The organism is Pseudomonas sp. LB3P25, assembly GCF_054897985.1.
In genome coordinates this window covers 2,794,528-2,811,986 of record NZ_CM142711.1, presented here as the reverse complement: position 1 = coordinate 2,811,986, position 17,459 = coordinate 2,794,528, and the positions used below count along the sequence as shown (strand labels likewise).

Genomic DNA, 17,459 nt, shown 5'->3' with positions numbered 1-17,459 from the left:
CTCATGCTCTCTTCGTCCTGGCCAGATTGATCAGGGCCATGATTTCACTTTGTTTGCGGCCTACAGCGAGAAGACGTAAACGCTTGCCTAAGCGAGCGTTCGTTGCTCGATCAGGCAGGATGTGCGGGTGTCAGGGCCTCCTGTGAGGTATCAGGTTTGATCTTGAACCAGAGGGCGTACATCGCAGGCAGGAACACCAATGTCAGCACAGTGCCAGCAAACGTACCTCCGATCAGGGTGTAGGCCAGCGTTCCCCAAAACACCGAATGGGTCAGCGGGATGAACGCCAGCATCGCCGCCAGCGCCGTGAGAATGACAGGCCTGGCTCGCTGCACAGTGGCTTCGACCACTGCGTCATAAGGGGACAGGCCTGCCTGCTCATTGGCGTGAATCTGGCCGATGAGAATCAGCGTGTTCCGCATCAAAATTCCCGACAGCGCAATCAGTCCCACCAACGCGTTGATCCCGAAGGGTTGCTGGAACAGAAGAAGCATCGGCACCACGCCAATCAGTCCCAGAGGCGCCGTGGCGAACACCATCATCATTGCCGACATCGAACGCACCTGAAGAATGATGGTGAGCAACGTCAGCGCGATCATGATGGGGAATAACGGCAGCAACGCCTTGTTCGCTTTACCCGACTCCTCAATCGCCCCTGCCAACTCAATGCGATAGCCCTTAGGCAACTGTTCAATAAGCGGTTGCAGTTGCTTCATCACGGCGCTGGAAACATCTGGAGGCTGAAGCCCTTCAGCCACATCACCACGTACGGTGATGGTTGGCGTTCGGTCACGACGCCGCAGGATGGGCTCTTCCATTCGGATCTCCACTGTCCCGATCTGAGACAACGAAACCCGTTGGCCCTGCGCTCCAGTCAATGTGAAGGCATCGATTTTCGAGGGGTCCAAACGAGTGTCACCGGCAGAGCGTGCGATCACCTGGACTGAGCGAATGTCCTCGCGCACCTGGGTCACTGGCGCTCCGGTCAGCAGAAACTGAAGCTGCTGTGCAACATCTGCGGAGGTCAAACCGAATGCCTGCAGACGATCCTGATTCAGTGTCAGGTGGAGTGCCGGAGCACGCTCGCCCATGTCCGTATTGACGGTTCTCATCATGGGGCTGGCTTTCATGACTTCACGCACTTGGCCGGCGATATCGCGTAGCACTGTCAGGTCCGGCCCCATGACGCGAAAGGCCACCGGGTAAGGCGAGTAAGGACCGAATACCAACTGGGTCGCACGTACTCGTGCTTGAGGGGCCAGGCCATCAGCAACGGCTTGCCTCAGCCGGATCTTGAGAGCCTCACGTTCTTCCTGATTTGCCGTTAGCACAACGATTTTTGCAAAAGAAGGATCGGGCAACTCTGGCGCCATCGCCAAGTAGAACCGTGGAGCGCCCTGACCAATGTAGGCGGTGACTATCCGTGCTTCCGGTTGTTTCGCAAACCAAGCCTCGACTTCGGATGCCGCTGCATCAGTTTGCTCAATGGATGTGCCGTAAGGCATCTGCACCTCAACGAGCACCTCGGGGCGGTCTGATGTTGGGAAAAATTGCTTCTTCACCACGCCCATGCCGAGAATAGCGACAATGAACAAACCAACCACTGAGATCGCTACAAGCCCTTTACGGCGAATTACCACACCCAGCACGCGCCTGAAACGCAAGTAATTGGGCGTGCCGTAAATCGCGGTATGGCCGCCTTCAGGCACCTTGATCTGCGGCAGCAGTTTCACCCCCAGGTAAGGTGTGAACACCACTGCCACCACCCACGACGTGATCAGCGCAATGCCGACGATCCAGAACATGTTGGCTGTGTACTCACCTGCTGTTGATTTGGCGAAGCCATTAGGCATAAAGCCGATTGCAGTGACCAACGTGCCCGACAACATAGGAGCTGCGGTGTGACTCCAGGCATAGGCGGAGGCTTTGATGCGGTCATACCCCTCCTCCATCTTCACCACCATCATTTCAATGGCAATGATCGCATCGTCCACCAGTAGCCCCAGCGCCAGAATCAGCGACCCTAGCGTTATGCGGTCAAAGTCCTTACCTGTTGCGGCCATGACAATGAAAACTGCCGCCAGGGTCAGCGGCACCGCTGCAGCGACGACGATGCCGACACGCCAGCCCATGCTGAGAAAACACACCAGCAGAACCACGCCCAGCGCAGCGAAAAACTTGATCATGAATTCGGTGACGGATGCATCTATGTTCACCGCCTGATCGGTGACCTTGCTCAATGTCATGCCTAACGGCAATTGCTCATTGATCGACGTTGTCTCGGCTTCAAGCGCCTTACCTAAATCGAGACCGTTCCAGCCGTCGCGCATCACAATACCGAGCAGTAACGCGGGCTCGCCATTGTTGCGCACCATGAACGTGGTGGGGTCCTCGTAACCGCGCTTGACCTCGGCCACATCGGATAATTTGAGGGTCCTACCCTGCACGGCCAGCGGCGTGTCGCGAATCTTCTGGAGATCATCAAACGCACCATCAAGTCGGATGAACACCTGTGGTCCCTTCGCCTCAACTGAACCGGCCGGCGTCATCATGTTTTGTGCGTTCAACGCGCTAAATATGTCTCGAGCGGAAATACCCAGCGTCGCCAGACGCTCGTATGACAGCTCGACATAAATGCGCTCGGACTGCTCGCCAATGATATTGACCTTCTTCACGCCCGCCACGTGCAGCAGGCGCTGGCGCAAGGACTCGGCCTCGCGCACCAGCAATCGTTGCGGCTCGCCCTTGGCCTTGAGCGCATAAAGGGCAAAGGTGACATCGGCATATTCGTCGTTGACGATCGGGCCGATGACTCCAGGCGGCAAACCCGCCTCTTCATCACGGAGCTTCTTGCGAGCTTGGTAAAACTCCTCGGGAACAGCAGAAGGTGGCGTGCTATCGAGCAAATAGACAGTGGTGAGCGCCACTCCCGGACGAGTGAAGGTCTCGGTCCGGTCATACCAACGCAATTCCTGCATGCGTTTTTCCAGCTTTTCAACCACCTGATCCTGCATCTCCTGAGCCGTCGCACCAGGCCATGCCGTTACCACCGTCATTTGTTTGATGGTGAAGGCAGGATCTTCCGCGCGCCCTAGTTTGAAGAAGGCATACAGCCCACCTATGGATATCAGCAAGATCAAAAACAGCGTGATCGAACGCTCACGCACTGCCAGTGCGGACAGGTTGAACCCGGTCATCGGCGCACCTCAGCCACCGCTGCCTGAGCGTTGCCTGCCACCTGAGGCCTGACCTGCTCGCCCTCGCTTAAAAGGTGAGCGCCCAACGCGACAATACGATCATTGATATTGAGATTACCTGTCACACGCGCAGTTTCTGCGTTACTCAAACCGAGGAACGTTACAGGGCGCCAGGTCACCTGCTCAGGTTCCCGACTCACGACCCATACACCCGGACCTTTACCCGCGTCGTAGAGAGAGGCGACGGGCACCTGGACTTCGCTATCGATGGCAGGTGGCGTGCCGCCTATGGCAACCGAAATGGTCGACCCCAGCGTGGCATTGGCAAGTGCGCCCTCCAGCACGAAACGCGCCTCAAATGTGCGGGTCAACCTGTCAGCCGAATCGGACAGTTGGCGCAGATGCGCCTTCCCTTCGTGCTGGTCCAACCCATAAAGCTGCACTGTCGCCGACGATCCCAGTGCAGGACGTAGCGTTTCAGGCAATTGAATGACTGCCTCACGCTGCCCGGAATGGGCAACACGCGCCACCACCTGGCCCGCGCCTACTACCTGCCCCGGCTCCGCCAAGGTGTCTACAACAACGCCGTCGGAATCGGCCAGCAAGGTTGAATAACCGGTGGAGTTTTTCGCCACATCAGCCTGGGCCTTGGCCGCATTCAGTTGAGCTTTGGCCGAGTCGGCAGCCGCTTTGATCCCTGCGTAAGCCGAGGCAGATACAGCACCGACAGACACCAGATCACGGTAGCGCAGCTCGTCATCAGTGGCTTGCCGGGATCGAGCCATCGCCGCCAACACCGCTTCCTGCTGCGCTCGCGCTGCCAGCGTCAGATCGTTCGCATCAATTCGCATAAGTGGCTGTCCGCGTTTGACGCTCTGGCCGGTATCCACGAGGCGCTCCGTCACCTTTCCGGGCACTCGAAAACCCAGGTCACTCTGAACCCGAGCCGCAACGACGCCGGTATATACGCGGGTTTCAGGCACAGAAGGCTGAACCAGACCGATGCGCACCAAGGGCACCTGAAGACGAGGATCAGGAGGCGGCGCCTCGCTGCATGCAGCCAAGGCAAACGGCAATAGACCGATGAAGATAAATGAAGTGGAACGGCGCTGGATCATAGAGACCTCTTGGAAGCAGATGCGCCATGCTTATTCAAGTGACCAATTATGTCAATGGTCACGATATGAACAAATGAAAGCCGCCTGATGATCAAGATGAGATCAGCAGAGTCGGCCTTAAGTTACGGATGCAAAGATAAATGTGGAGGTACGCCAGATCTGCCAGCCAGAACCTCTTTAAGGCATCAGGCTGCGCAGAATGAGGTTGGAGATGAGCCCGGGTGCCTCTTCAACGACGTCGAGGTTGTACTGCAACAGCAAAGGGTTGATGTAGGGACGTAAAGCGAGATGAATCGATTCCACCGTCTCATCCAATGGTGTCTTGCGCTCAAACTCTCCGAGTTCACGCCCCTCTCGCACAATTTGCTGTACGAAGTGTTTGATTCGCACGTCGTAGACCTGGGAGCTGGGCCAGCTCTCCGAAGCAGCGAACGCCGCTATGTCGTACAGTTTTCGATCATTAAAAAACAGGTCAACCCCCTTGATTATCAGGGTTTTGACCAATCGTCGAAAGCGCTCCGTGGGTGAGATACCTTCGGCATTGATAGCTTCCTCCACCGCCGCAATGATTTGCGACAGGCAATTGCTGCAAATTGCCTCACCAATCGCCTGCTTGGAGTCGAAGAACTTGTAGATATAAGCCTTGGAAAAACCGATCGCTTTCGCGAGGTCGGAGACTGTTGTCTTGCTGTAACCGTATTGACTGAAATGTTCATTGGCCGCCGCGACAATCTGGTCTCGGATGTCGTGTTCGGCTGGACCACGGGTGCTGGACGAGGAAACGGATAATGGGTTCATGCGATCAGCTTACGCACCCGCAGAACAGTTGACAACTCATGACCAAATCGTAATATGGTCACCAATCGATCATTTCCAAGGTGTCACATGCACCCTTTCCGTTTTGCCGTTTTGCTAAGTTTCGGTATGGTCACGGGTTGCTCGGTGGGCCCTGACTATTCAGAGCCCAAAGTAGAACTGCCCGAGCATTTTTTGGCGCTTACACCTACAACACGAACCGTTGGCGAAGCCCCCAGCGATCTCACCGTCTGGTGGAACGCTTTCAATGACCCCGTTCTCAGTCAGTTAATCAATCGAGCCCTTGAACAGAACCTCGATTTAGCTCAGGCAACAGCCAGGATCGAACAGGCTCGCGCAGGCTTGGGGGCAGCTAACGCAGCTCTTTTGCCGTCGGCTACAGTCAGTGGCCAAGCGGCTAGAGCGCGACAGTCCTTGGAGACACCGCTGGGCCAAGTGCTGAATTCAGATCCATCCTATAACCGCTACGGTAGTGCTTATGAGGCTAATCTCAATGCTGGCTGGGAACTGGATGTATTTGGAGGATTACGCCGAGGCAAAGAAGCCGCCGTCGCCGACTATCAGGCTTCCCAAGCTGCAGCGGTTGCCACACGTCTAGCAGTGGTAGCGCAGACTGCTGACCTTTACATCAGCATCCGCGGCCTGCAAGCACGCCTGGAAATTGCCCGAAAGCAAGTAGAGACGCGACAACACCTGCTCTCCACCATCGAACATCTCTATGCCAAAGGATTGGCTGCTGAACTACAGTTGAATCCGACTCAAGGATCGCTGAACCAAGCGCAAGCAACTGTGCCTGTACTGCAGGCTGGCCTTGATTCGGCAATGAACGCTCTGGATGTCATGTTGGGTAAACCACCGGGTACTTACACTGCGCAGTTGACTCAATCGACACGCATCCCGGACGTACCCAAATTCGCCAGCCTGGGCTCTCCAGCCGACCTGCTGCGTCGGCGTCCAGACTTGATCGTCGCAGAGCGCCGACTTGCGGCATCGAACGCTCGCATCGGCGAAGCCATTTCCGAGTACTACCCAAAGTTTTCCGTGGGAGCGCTGCTAGGCAGCGCGACGTCGGTCTCCAGCGGAAATCTTTTCACCAACGATGCCAGCCAGGCATCGGCGGTATTGGGATTACGCTGGAGGCTGTTCGACTTTGGCCGCATCAATGCTCAGATTGACTTGGCCAAGGGGCAAGAAGCCGAAGCGTTAGCCGCCTATCGCCAATCGGTGCTAAGGGCCTCCGAGGATGTCGAAACCGCTTTTTCGGCACTGATCAACCGCGAGCAGCAATCTAAAAATCTTGCACAGGGTGAGGCTGCTTATGCAAAAGCCCGACGGACATCGTTTACCGCCTATGAAAAAGGCGTGGTGAGTTTGATCGAAGTATTGGATGCCGATGAGAACTTGTTAGCCGCATCTGATGGTAGAGCACAAGCACAAACGGAATCGGCTCGCGCTGCGGTGGCTACATTCAAAGCGCTGGGCGGCGGCTGGCAACACGACGCACTAGACCCTCGTTTCCTCTCGAGCGCCCAATAACAACTGCTGAATATCTTACGAAACGGTTCATCCCACTTTACGGCCTTAAGCGGCCGTTTTTTTCTGGGGAAATGAACTTGGGGCCAAAGGAAGGTGCTACCTGATTTAGACAAACAACTGGATGAAGGAAGATAAATTTCCCCAAGCCAAACGCATTGGACTCCGCGCAGTCGGTTGGGACTTAGCAGAAATCGAACAGTGGGTGGTCGAGCGTTTAGGTCAGCAGGCCTGATGCCTTGCGTATGGTATCGGTCGTTTCAACCAAAGGTAGAGTAGGTAAAACCACAGTAGCAGCCAATCTCGGTGGCCTGCTGGCGGATGCTGGCCTGCGCGTCCGGCTGCGCGATTTTGAATTGCCTACCCAAGCAATTACCCATTGAGCCGGAAGGCCGATGCAGGTGCGTACGATCCTACACAAATTTCAGGTCTTCTGACCGACCGCAACAACCGTAGCAACGCAGACCTAAAAATGATGGATGTATTTTTACACAGTATGGGCCGATAGCGGACTTTCTCGAAGGACCGCTTTTGGCCGAAATCTGACACGTCGGACGAGATGAATCTACCCCTTGCAGAAAACAATCCCCACAAAAAAGCCCACTGACCGTCACCGGTTCAGTGGGCTTTTGATTAGGCCTCTAGTTACAGAGCCATATCACTCGCAGCTTTCTCTTTCACTGCTTTAGGTTTTTCAGCGGCGGCAGGTGCAGCCGGAGCCGCCACCTGACCAATCACCGGCGGCGGAGTCAGCTGCAACACCTTAGCGGTGTAAGCCCACTCCTCAGCCACTTTCTCAGGACTGCCATTCAACTGAGTGCCATAACTCGGCACGATCTGATGCAGCTTTTCCTGCCAGGCTGGCGAAGCCACTTTGTCCTTGAACACTTTCTGCAGCACGGTCAGCATGATCGGTGCAGCAGTCGAAGCACCCGGCGATGCGCCCAACAGACCAGCAATGGTGCCGTCTTGCGAAGCAACAATCTCAGTACCCAACTTCAGCACGCCACCGGCGGCTTCATCACGCTTGATGATCTGCACGCGTTGGCCGGCTTGCCACAGGCGCCAGTCTTCGGCTTTGGCATTCGGGAAGTATTCTTTCAGGGCGTTGAGGCGGTCTTCGTCAGACAGCATCAGTTGGCCAGCCAGGTACTCGACCAGCGGGTATTCCTTGATGCCGACTTTGGTCATTGGCCACACGTTGTGCGTGGTGGTGGTGGTCAGCAGGTCCAGGTACGAGCCTTCTTTCAGGAACTTGGTGCTGAAGGTCGCGAATGGGCCAAACAGGATGACGCGCTTGCCGTCCAGAACACGGGGGTCCAGGTGCGGAACCGACATGGGCGGTGCGCCAACGGAGGCTTTGCCGTAGGCCTTGGCCAGGTGTTGCTCGGCGATGGTCGGGTTCTCGGTCACGAGGAACGAGCCGCCTACCGGGAAGCCTGCGTATTCCTTGGCTTCAGGAATGCCGGACTTCTGCAGCAGGTGCAGTGCACCGCCGCCCGCGCCGATGAACACGAACTTGGCGTCGGTTTCGGTTTTGGTGCCGTCTTTCAGGTTTTTGTAGCTGACGCGCCAGCTGCCGTCTTCGTTCTTGGTGATGTCTTGCACTTCGCTAGACAGTTTCAAGTCGAACTTTGGCGTGGTTTGCAGATGCGCAACGAACTGGCGGGTGATCTCGCCGAAGTTGACGTCGGTACCGATCGGAGACCAGGTGGCCGCGACTTTCTGGTTCGGGTCACGCCCTTCCATCATCAGCGGAACCCACTTCTTGATCACAGCCGGGTCTTCGGAGTACTGCATGCCGGCGAACAGCGGGCTCGCTTGCAGGGCTTCGTAGCGCTTTTTCAGGAACTTGATGTTGTCATCGCCCCACACAAAGCTCATGTGCGGCGTGGAGTTGATGAACGAACGCGGGTTCTTCAACACGCCTTGCTGAACCTGCCAGGCCCAGAACTGACGGGAGATCTGGAAGGCTTCGTTGATTTCAACGGCTTTCGGGATCTGAACGTTGCCTTTATCGTCTTCCGGGGTGTAGTTCAACTCGGCCAGGGCGGAGTGACCGGTACCGGCGTTGTTCCAGCCGTTGGAGCTTTCCAGGGCGACGCCGTCGAGGCGCTCGACCATTTCCATCGACAGATCGGGTTCCAGCTCATTGAGCCAAACACCGAGGGTCGCGCTCATGATGCCGCCGCCAATGAGCAGCACATCGACTTTCTTTGCCTCTTCCGCATGAGCGGACGCGATCCCCATCGACAAAGCCAGCCCCAGCAGGGCCGTGTTCATTTTTTTAAACATGTGTAGCACCTATGATAAAACGCCATCCGCCCTTCCATCCCCATGCTTGAGGCCCCTGGCTCACGGCATGCAGGCAGCATGCTGTGGGTTCCGCACTCATAAGGATTGGAGGGTGGGCACACAAGGCCGACGTGTCTCCATCGACCTCAGTTTATATGTCCCTACTGAACTGACTTTTTATCGTTATTGGCTTCAGCTACTTGAGCGACAGTGATTCTGTTGGCGCGTCTCAAGGACACGCAAACTGAATAGGTCAAAGCAAGTTAAGGCGAAGAATATCACGACACGGCAAACCCGCGCGTCTGTTCCCGACTTGATAGTCCGGGCACGAGCGCTGAGCCCACTATACTGATCCTGATTTTCTCGACGAGCCTGTGAGGAGCAGTCATGAGCGACAAAAACGATTTGCGCAAATATTCCTCCCAAGTGGTCGATGGCGTGGAACGCGCGCCGGGACGATCCATGCTGCGCGCCGTGGGTTTCACGGACGAGGACTTCAAAAAGCCGCAGATCGGCATCGCCTCCACGTGGGCAATGGTCACGCCCTGCAACATGCACATCGACAAACTGGCGATTGAAGCCGAAAAAGGCGCGAATGCCGCCGGTGCCAAGGGCGTCATTTTCAACACGATCACCATTTCCGATGGCATCGCCAACGGCACCGAAGGCATGAAGTATTCGCTGGTGTCGCGGGAAGTGATCGCCGATTCCATTGAAGTCGTGGCCGGCTGCGAAGGCTTTGACGGCCTGGTGACCGTGGGCGGTTGTGACAAGAACATGCCGGGCTGCCTGATCGGCATGGCGCGGCTGAACCGCCCTTCCATCTTCGTCTATGGCGGCACCATCCGGCCGGGCGCCGGCCACACCGATATCATCTCAGTGTTCGAGGCCGTGGGTCAGCACGCGCGGGGGGATATCAGCGAGATCCAGGTCAAGCAAATCGAGGAAGTGGCGATTCCAGGCCCCGGCTCCTGCGGCGGCATGTACACGGCCAACACCATGGCTTCGGCGATTGAGGCGTTGGGCATGAGCCTGCCCGGTTCCAGCTCTCAGGAGGCCGTCGGCAGCGACAAGGCGTCGGACAGTTTCCGCGCCGGTCAGCAGGTCATGGAGCTGCTCAAACGAGACATCAAACCGCGCGACATCATGACCCGCAAGGCCTTTGAAAATGCCATTCGGGTGGTCATCGCCCTCGCCGGCTCGACCAACGCCGTACTGCACCTTCTGGCCATGGCGCATGCCGTGGATGTCGAACTGACGCTGGATGATTTCGTCGAGCTGGGCAAGGTGTCCCCGGTGGTGGCCGACCTGCGCCCAAGCGGCCAATACATGATGAGCGAACTGGTGGCCATCGGCGGTATCCAGCCGCTGATGAAGCGCATGCTCGCCGCTGGCATGCTGCATGGCGATGCGCTGACGGTCACCGGCAAAACCCTGGCCGAAAACCTGGAAAACGTGCCCGACTACCCCGAGGGGCAGGACGTGATCCTGCCCTTCGACCAACCGATCAAAAAGGACTCCCATTTAGTGGTGCTGCGCGGCAACCTTTCGCCCACCGGCGCCGTGGCCAAGATCACCGGCAAAGAAGGCCTGCGCTTTGAAGGCACGGCGCGGGTCTACCACGGCGAGGAAGGTGCGCTGGCCGGTATTCTCAACGGCGAAGTCAAGGCCGGCGATGTGATCGTGATTCGCTACGAAGGCCCAAAAGGTGGTCCCGGTATGCGCGAAATGCTCTCACCCACGTCGGCGGTCATGGGCAAGGGGCTGGGCAAGGACGTTGCGCTGATCACCGACGGCCGTTTCTCCGGCGGTTCACACGGGTTTGTGGTGGGTCATATCACGCCCGAAGCCTTTGATGGCGGGCCGATCGCGCTGATTGAAGACGGCGACAAGATCACCATCGACGCCGAAACACGGCAGATTACAGTCGATGTCTCCGACGCCGAGCTGGCCGAGCGCAAGACTCGCTGGGTGCGCCCGGAATCCAAGTACAAACGCGGGGTGTTGGCCAAGTACGCGAAGACCGTGTCCAGCGCCTCGGAAGGCGCCGTGACGGATAAATACCTCTAGGAGTTCGACTTTGTCAGGGCTGACGCCTTCGCGAGCAGGCTCGCTCCCACATTGAATCGCTGCGTACACAAATGTTGTGTACGACAAAGATCCAGTGTGGGAGCTAGCCTGCTCGCGAAGGGGCCCTTACAGACAGCGCTACAATGGCAAGATAACTAGCGGCTGTATCTCAAAGCCGAAACCGGTCAACAGATTGCGAGAGCTTGCCTGCCAGGATGGACAGCTCATCGGTGGTCGAGGCGGTCCGGCCAATGACTTTGCTGTTGCCTTCGGACATGCCGGCAATCATTTCGACCTGATGGGCGATTTCGTTGCTGGCCAGGCTCTGCTCACCGATGGTGCGGGTAATGTCGTTGACCAGTTGCGTGGTGTTCAGCGTGGCTTCGAGGATTTCGCGGATGGCGCGCTCGACGTCGGCGGTCACGGCCATGCCTTTGTCGACCTGCGCCACGCCCGCCTCCATGCTGGTCACCGCCTCGCGGGTGCTTTGCTGGATGCGTGACACCATCGTGGCAATTTCCTGGGTGGAGGCGCTGGTGCGTCCCGCCAGGCTGCGCACTTCGTCGGCCACCACGGCAAACCCACGCCCCTGCTCACCGGCACGAGCGGCTTCGATCGCGGCGTTGAGCGCCAGCAGGTTGGTTTGATCGGCGATGCCCTTGATCACCTGAATGATGCTGAAAATCCCTTCGGACTCCTTGTCCAGCGTGCGGATCACCTGGGCCGATTGCTGCGCTGAACGCGCAATACCGTCCATGTCGTTGACCACCTGATGGATCACGCGACCGCCGTCCTTGGCCAGCGCCTCGGCCTGATTGGCCATGTTCAGCGCACGCTCGGCATGTCGGGTGATTTCTTCAATGCTCGCGGTCATTTCGCTGGCGGCAGCCGCCATGGTGCTGGCTGCTACGCTTTGCTGCTGGCTGCTACCGGCCACTTCGTGGCAGCCACTGCTCAATTGCTCACTCATGCCGCTCACGCCGTGGGCGTTACTGCGCACGACTTCGATCATGCCGCGCAGGTCGCGCTGCATGGTCGCGAGGCTGCGAATCAGCGCGCTGGCTTCGTCGTTCTGAGTGGGCTCGACAATCGGTTCGCTCAGGTTGCCATGGGCGATGCTGTCGGCGATGCGGCTGGCGGCCTGCAACGGCCCCACGATGCTCAGAATCACCCCGCGCCCCTGGGCCAGCAGCAATAACAGGCTGGCGATGAGGACGCCGCCGAGGATGAAATTGGCGTTGCTGATGACTTTCTGAGTGTCGGCACTGGTCTGTTGGGTGTTGGTTTCGATCAGTTCGCTGAGCGCAGCCATCTGATCTTCCAGCTGGCTGAATACGCTACTGAAACTGCCCAGTTGTTGCTGCGCGGCCTCCGGATTTTCCAGCGCCAGCCCGACGATGCGTTCGGCTGCGCTGATGTAGGTATCGAGGCTGGGCTTGATCTTGTTCAGGCCCGCTTTAAGGGTGTCGTTGACCGGCAGCTTGAGGTTTTCACCGAGCATTTCACGAAAATGCGCCGCATGTTCCTCGATGGAGCTGCGCACTTCGGCCTTGCTGCTGGTGCTCTTACCCAACCCGACCAGCATCGCGGACAGCACGTCGGCGCGTAACGCGTCGTGCATCATGTCGGCTTCGAGGTGATTGCGCAGCACGGCCATACTGACCTCGTTGTCATTCACCGCAGCCGCCATCTGGGTGTTTCCCAGGTAACTGACCAGGCTCATGATCAACGCGGTAATCAACCCGGTGCCAATCAGCAGAATCAAACGTAATTTTATGGACACTCTGTGGTTCCTCTCTCGGCACGTTTGTCAGTTGCGTAAAGCCAACTGCGGATTGGTTTGCTGAAGAGGTTATCGACCGGCACGAGTGGTTAATTAAGCGAATGTCCATACGCGCATGTCTTTGCGACATGCGGTATGTTTTTTCGGTTTTGATGGCGCCCGAATCAGGCCGCAGAGAAGAAGTATCGCGTGAGGTGAAAGAAGATCGGCGCCGCGAAGCAAATCGAGTCCATCCGGTCGAGCATGCCGCCGTGACCTTTGATCATGGTCCCCCAGTCCTTGGCGCTCAAACTGCGTTTGATCGCCGACATGACCAGACCACCGAGGAAACCCATCACCACGATGACGAACGACATCATCAGCGACTGCCAAAAGCTGAAGGGGGTCATCCAGAACATGCAGCCGCCAATCAGTGTTGCAGACAGGCCGCCACCGACCAGTCCTTCCACCGTTTTTGACGGACTCACCAGCGGCGCGACCTTGTGCTTGCCGAAGAGCTTCCCGAACACGTACTGCAACACATCACTCAACTGAACGACAAACACCAGATAAAACAGCAGAAGCGCGTTTTGGCCCGTGAATCCTTCCAGATCCAGGAGCAAAAGCGCTGGCGCATGGCTGATGCAATAAATGCAGATCATCACGCCCCACTGGATCTTTGCCGTCCTCTCCAGGAAGCCGTCAGTGTCCTGGCTCAACACCGCAATCGCCGGCAGCAGCAGGAATGAATACACCGGAATCAACAGCGTGAACATCGAATACCAGTGCGTACCGATCAGAATGTATTGCAGCGGGATCAGGATGAAAAACGCCGAAAACAGGGCGTTATGGTCACCCCGTCTGGTCGGTGTCAGGGTGATGAACTCCCTCAGCGCGAACAGTGAGATGAAACCGAACAGGACGACCGTTGCATTGCCGCCCAGCAGGTAGGAAGCGAAGAAGATGATGACCATCCCCCACCAGGCATTCACGCGCTGATTGAGGTTTTCGATGGTCGAGACAGCGCCTTCTGTTTTGGCCCGCCGGGCCAGCAATCGACCGGCGAGCGAAGCAATCGCCAGCAAGCATGCCAACCCAAAAAAGAACCACAAAAACTTTGCTTCAAGACTCATTTCGACAGCCCCACAATGGCGTCACGCGCGCGTTCCAGAAACACCTGTTTGTCCTCGCCAGCAATCCTTTCCATCGGGTTGCCGATACGGATCGTGCAGATGATGGGCAGAGGGACGTGTTTGCCTTTGGGCATGGAACGATGAAGGTTTTCCAGGTAGATAGGCACCAGGTCGACATCGGGGAAGGTCTCGGCCAGCCGATAAAGACCTGATTTGAATGCCCCGGGCAGTGCCTCGGATGATCGAGTGCCTTCCGGAAAGAAGATGATCGAATAACCCGCCTGCACCACATCGAAAATAGGCTCCAGCGCGTTTTTACCGGGCGCCGGTTTACGGTCAATCAGCACGGCATTCAGGCCCTTCTGGGAGATGTACGACAGAAACTTGTTTTTTCCCCAGTAATCGGCAGCGGCGATCGGCTTCACATTCAGCCTGGCCTCGGGCGGCAGGGCCGCAATGATGGCCAAGGTGTCCATGTGACTGGTGTGATTGGCGAAATAGATTCGCTGACGCGTGAGATCCGGTGGGCTCTCCCACCGGGCCGTAACGCCAATAACCAGTCGAAGAACAGAAATCAGCGCATTACTGATCCACATGGTCGGCCCCTTTCAGCTGCCTGGCGATCGCCAGCGTCCGCGTGACGCAGGTTGCGACTGATCCAATGGCGATGACAGCCAGCGCGATCAACAGTACGTAGTGAGTGCCATAAACGTTTGCTTCGATGGCATTCACCAGCAGTCCTGCGGTCATCACGGCCATTCGATGCTGCTTGGCCATGGGGCCCATGAAGGTTTGCTTGAGACCGATCGAGCCGCCGAACACCCTGACATAAGCAGTAAGGGCAGCTGCCAGGGCAGCGAACCATCCGAGGTCGGATTGCCCAATGGCATACCCGAACCCGACGATCAGCAAGCTGTCGGCTATCCTGTCCGGGAATTCGTTGTAGAGACTGCCGATGTCAGACTTCTTGCCGCCCTCTATCGCCACCATCCCGTCGAAGAGGTTGCACAGCAGGCGCAACTGAATGCCGATCGCGCAGCAGATCGATCCAATGACACCGCTATCAATATTGAGCGCCACGACGCCGACAAGCGCGAAGGCGATGCTGGCGACGGATATCTGATTGGGGGAAATGTCTCTTTTCACCAGAATGTCGGTGAAGTGTTTTGCCCAGCCCGCAGAGCGCGTCTTGATGGGCCTTCTGTTGTCATCCACTGGCCAATATCCCTATAAATGATGAGTTACTACAGATCGCATTGTAATGGCGAGTCGCACTGACCACACCCAGCAATATGCAAAACCGCTGGCGGTGTTATCGAATTTTTTGGAACACCGTTCCGAGCTTAAACCTCGAGACAAGCCCTCAACGCAAGTTCGTTTTTTTCTTGGCTGCATGCTAGGTTGTACGATGACCGATAAGTGATATTTTTCACGCTCGCTCTGACTACCCACAACAACAAGGAAACACCCATGAAAAAAGTGAAACTGTTGATTGGATTCTTGTGCCTCTTCAGTGGCTACGTAGCCGCCGCCCCTGCTTCCGGGGACAAGGAGGTTGCGCAAGCCGTCGACCATCTGACGCAAGCGATGTTGAACAAGAACATTGCCGAACTGAAAGCGCTGACCGCCGAGAACCTGACCTACGGGCATTCCAGCGGGAAGATCCAGGACAAGAAGGAATTCATCGCCGATATCGAAACCGGCAAAAGCGCGTTCAAAACCCTGGAGATGCAGAACCAGACCATCACCGTATCCGGTGACGTGGCGTTGGTTCGCCATCACTTCTCGGCACAAGCCCTCAAAGGCACCGAAGTGATTCCGACCGAAATCGAGAACTTCCAGATCTGGCAAAAACAGAAAGGCCACTGGTTGCTGGTCGGCCGACAAGCGTTCAAGTTCTGATTTTTGCGTAACAAGGGGACACCGGTTAGCCAGGCTACGGTGTCCCCTACCCTCTACTTTTACTGCAAGACGATCGTTGATCCGCGAGTGCGCGGCGGAAATGTCTGTCGATTCAAATTGCGACCATTCGTAGAAAAGGCCACCGAGCCTGATAACTCCGGGCTTTCTGTTCGAACAGATCGGGCTGATGATTCACCGGATTGATCCGTAAAAGCCCTTCTTCGACGTCGCTCAAACCGTAAGGCGCATACACCTCGCCGGTCACCACATCCAGGCCGATACACGTCCCCACAATCAGATACCGATCAATGCCATCCTTGGCCGACTGAAGCTTGGGATAAGCCCTGCCAAATCGCTGACCGTACCAAAGGTGAACCCGTGCCTGGTTCTTGATTTCGATGTTCTCGTAGAGGTCGTGAAAGAGCTTCCGGGCGGCAACGATGACTTCATTCTCGGCCTCCCACGACACGTCTTCATCAAAGTAGAAAACGTCATAATCCTTGTGATGCCCCAAGCGGCGGGAAGCCCGGTTTGATGATTCCAGACCGCCTGAAAAAGGCAGCCCGCCGTCAACATGCATTGGTTCAGGCCGAGTGAAGGCAAGCGCCGGGCAATCTCGGCGTTTGCCGGATTGGCCATCGCGATCTCAATCAACGTTTCAGCGGTTAACGTCATGCTCTCTCCATGTGGCGCAACAAATCCTTGGGGACCTTTTGAGGTACATTGATACCCGATCCGCCAAACCAGGCAACAGCCCTCAAACTCTCCCGGGATGACACCGTGAACGCCAATCAGAAGCTGCGGACTTTCGACTTGATTCTTGAGGCCGTGTTGCCGGACTTCCGCGACCGGGTCGCCGAGTATCTGCGGCTCTACGAGGAAGCGCTACACGACGACAATGCCAGCTCTGATGAGCGGCGTGCATCGGCCAATCAGCTCAGGGGGTACCTGCGGGGCCTCAACACGACCAGGGTATTGGGCATGGCGGACTGGGAAGAACTGGACCGCCGTGTTGCCGAGTCGTGGTTATGACCGATGCGACGACCCGCGGTTGGACGCTAAATTCACTGATGGGAGGGACCGTACTATGACGACGCGAACTGAAACTGCCATCCTGGCAGGTGGCTGCTTCTGGGGCATGCAGGATCTGCTAAGACGCTACCCCGGCGTGCTATCCACGCGGGTAGGCTACTCGGGCGGCGATGTACCCAATGCGACTTACCGCAACCATGGCACGCATGCCGAAGCGATCGAGATCGTGTTCGATCCGGACCAGATCAGCTATCGCCAGATCCTCGAGTTTTTCTTCCAGATCCACGACCCGACGACAACGAATCGTCAGGGCAACGATGTGGGTATGAGCTATCGCTCGGCACTCTTCTATCTCAGCGATGAACAGAAGCAGGTGGCCGAGGACACAGCGGCCGATGTAGATGCATCCGGCCTCTGGCCAGGCAAAGTCGTCACTGAAATCGTACCCGCTGGCCCGTTCTGGGAAGCAGAGCCGGAACATCAGGACTATCTAGAACGATTGCCCGACGGTTACACCTGCCATTTCATTCGGCCAGACTGGAAACTGCCCAAACGAGGGTGATGGTGAGGCTAAAAGCGTTCCCGCCGGCGGCTGTCGGCG

13 protein-coding genes and 4 pseudogenes are annotated in these 17,459 nt (G+C 57.0%); 7 read left to right on the top strand and 10 right to left on the bottom strand.

The window, feature by feature from the left end:
• Positions 1 to 110: 110 nt before the first annotated feature.
• The 3 genes from ACYZTW_RS12705 to ACYZTW_RS12695 all read right to left on the bottom strand — a co-directional run bounded on the left by ACYZTW_RS12705 (position 111) and on the right by ACYZTW_RS12695 (position 5,113).
• Positions 111 to 3,197, bottom strand: coding sequence for an efflux RND transporter permease subunit (locus ACYZTW_RS12705; RefSeq protein WP_462005143.1), 3,087 nt, complete (start codon positions 3,195 to 3,197; stop codon positions 111 to 113).
• On the bottom strand, positions 3,194 to 4,315 hold the full coding sequence (locus ACYZTW_RS12700; protein WP_462005142.1) for an efflux RND transporter periplasmic adaptor subunit: 1,122 nt from the start codon (positions 4,313 to 4,315) through the stop codon (positions 3,194 to 3,196). Before ACYZTW_RS12700 ends, ACYZTW_RS12705 begins: the two co-directional genes overlap by 4 nt.
• A gap of 177 nt (positions 4,316 to 4,492) precedes the next feature.
• Complete coding sequence (locus tag ACYZTW_RS12695; protein ID WP_462005141.1) at positions 4,493 to 5,113, bottom strand: TetR/AcrR family transcriptional regulator; 621 nt, start codon at positions 5,111 to 5,113, stop codon at positions 4,493 to 4,495.
• 87 nt (positions 5,114 to 5,200) lie between these two features.
• Here ACYZTW_RS12695 and ACYZTW_RS12690 point away from each other — a divergent pair, with 87 nt between their 5' ends.
• The 3 genes and pseudogenes from ACYZTW_RS12690 to ACYZTW_RS12680 form a co-directional block, all read left to right on the top strand.
• Positions 5,201 to 6,667, top strand: a complete 1,467-nt coding sequence (locus ACYZTW_RS12690; protein ID WP_462005140.1) for an efflux transporter outer membrane subunit — start codon at positions 5,201 to 5,203, stop codon at positions 6,665 to 6,667.
• A gap of 115 nt (positions 6,668 to 6,782) precedes the next feature.
• Positions 6,783 to 6,899, top strand: a pseudogene (locus tag ACYZTW_RS12685) (helix-turn-helix transcriptional regulator); the annotation flags it as partial.
• 4 nt (positions 6,900 to 6,903) lie between these two features.
• A pseudogene (locus ACYZTW_RS12680) lies at positions 6,904 to 7,076 on the top strand (ParA family protein); the annotation flags it as partial.
• Between the two features lie 233 nt (positions 7,077 to 7,309).
• Here the strand turns inward: ACYZTW_RS12680 and mqo are convergent.
• Complete coding sequence (mqo, locus tag ACYZTW_RS12675; protein WP_462005139.1) at positions 7,310 to 8,959, bottom strand: malate dehydrogenase (quinone); 1,650 nt, start codon at positions 8,957 to 8,959, stop codon at positions 7,310 to 7,312.
• A gap of 387 nt (positions 8,960 to 9,346) precedes the next feature.
• Between mqo and ilvD the strand changes: the two genes are divergently transcribed.
• Positions 9,347 to 11,029 (top strand): dihydroxy-acid dehydratase, encoded by a 1,683-nt coding sequence (gene ilvD / locus ACYZTW_RS12670; protein WP_140894609.1) that lies wholly within the window; start codon positions 9,347 to 9,349, stop codon positions 11,027 to 11,029.
• 169 nt (positions 11,030 to 11,198) lie between these two features.
• Here the strand turns inward: ilvD and ACYZTW_RS12665 are convergent, their stop codons facing one another.
• The 5 genes and pseudogenes from ACYZTW_RS12665 to ACYZTW_RS12645 form a co-directional block, all read right to left on the bottom strand.
• Positions 11,199 to 11,924: a methyl-accepting chemotaxis protein gene (locus ACYZTW_RS12665; RefSeq protein ID WP_462005748.1), complete on the bottom strand. Its 726-nt coding sequence runs from the start codon at positions 11,922 to 11,924 to the stop codon at positions 11,199 to 11,201.
• 132 nt (positions 11,925 to 12,056) lie between these two features.
• A pseudogene (locus tag ACYZTW_RS12660) lies at positions 12,057 to 12,812 on the bottom strand (MCP four helix bundle domain-containing protein); the annotation flags it as partial.
• Between the two features lie 164 nt (positions 12,813 to 12,976).
• The gene (locus ACYZTW_RS12655; protein WP_134418514.1) at positions 12,977 to 13,924 is read right to left on the bottom strand and encodes a phosphatidate cytidylyltransferase; all 948 of its coding nucleotides are present in this window, start codon (positions 13,922 to 13,924) and stop codon (positions 12,977 to 12,979) included.
• Positions 13,921 to 14,520: a lysophospholipid acyltransferase family protein gene (locus ACYZTW_RS12650; RefSeq protein WP_462005138.1), complete on the bottom strand. Its 600-nt coding sequence runs from the start codon at positions 14,518 to 14,520 to the stop codon at positions 13,921 to 13,923. Before ACYZTW_RS12650 ends, ACYZTW_RS12655 begins: the two co-directional genes overlap by 4 nt.
• Entirely contained in the window at positions 14,507 to 15,139 is a 633-nt protein-coding gene (locus ACYZTW_RS12645) for a CDP-alcohol phosphatidyltransferase family protein (RefSeq protein WP_462005137.1), read from the bottom strand. The genes ACYZTW_RS12650 and ACYZTW_RS12645 overlap by 14 nt, the downstream gene beginning before the upstream one ends.
• 255 nt (positions 15,140 to 15,394) lie before the next feature.
• Here ACYZTW_RS12645 and ACYZTW_RS12640 point away from each other — a divergent pair, with 255 nt between their 5' ends.
• On the top strand, positions 15,395 to 15,826 hold the full coding sequence (locus ACYZTW_RS12640) for a nuclear transport factor 2 family protein (RefSeq protein ID WP_462005136.1): 432 nt from the start codon (positions 15,395 to 15,397) through the stop codon (positions 15,824 to 15,826).
• Positions 15,827 to 15,938: 112 nt separating this feature from the next.
• On the opposite strand, the pseudogene ACYZTW_RS12635 reads toward ACYZTW_RS12640, so the two are convergent.
• Positions 15,939 to 16,501, bottom strand: a pseudogene (locus ACYZTW_RS12635) (nucleotidyltransferase family protein).
• Between the two features lie 123 nt (positions 16,502 to 16,624).
• Here ACYZTW_RS12635 and ACYZTW_RS12630 point away from each other — a divergent pair.
• Positions 16,625 to 16,858: a hypothetical protein gene (locus ACYZTW_RS12630; RefSeq protein WP_462005747.1), complete on the top strand. Its 234-nt coding sequence runs from the start codon at positions 16,625 to 16,627 to the stop codon at positions 16,856 to 16,858.
• Between the two features lie 55 nt (positions 16,859 to 16,913).
• Positions 16,914 to 17,420 carry a peptide-methionine (S)-S-oxide reductase MsrA gene (gene msrA / locus ACYZTW_RS12625; RefSeq protein WP_462005135.1) on the top strand — a complete coding sequence of 169 codons (507 nt, stop codon included), beginning with the start codon at positions 16,914 to 16,916 and terminating at the stop codon, positions 17,418 to 17,420.
• Positions 17,421 to 17,459: the final 39 nt, after the last annotated feature.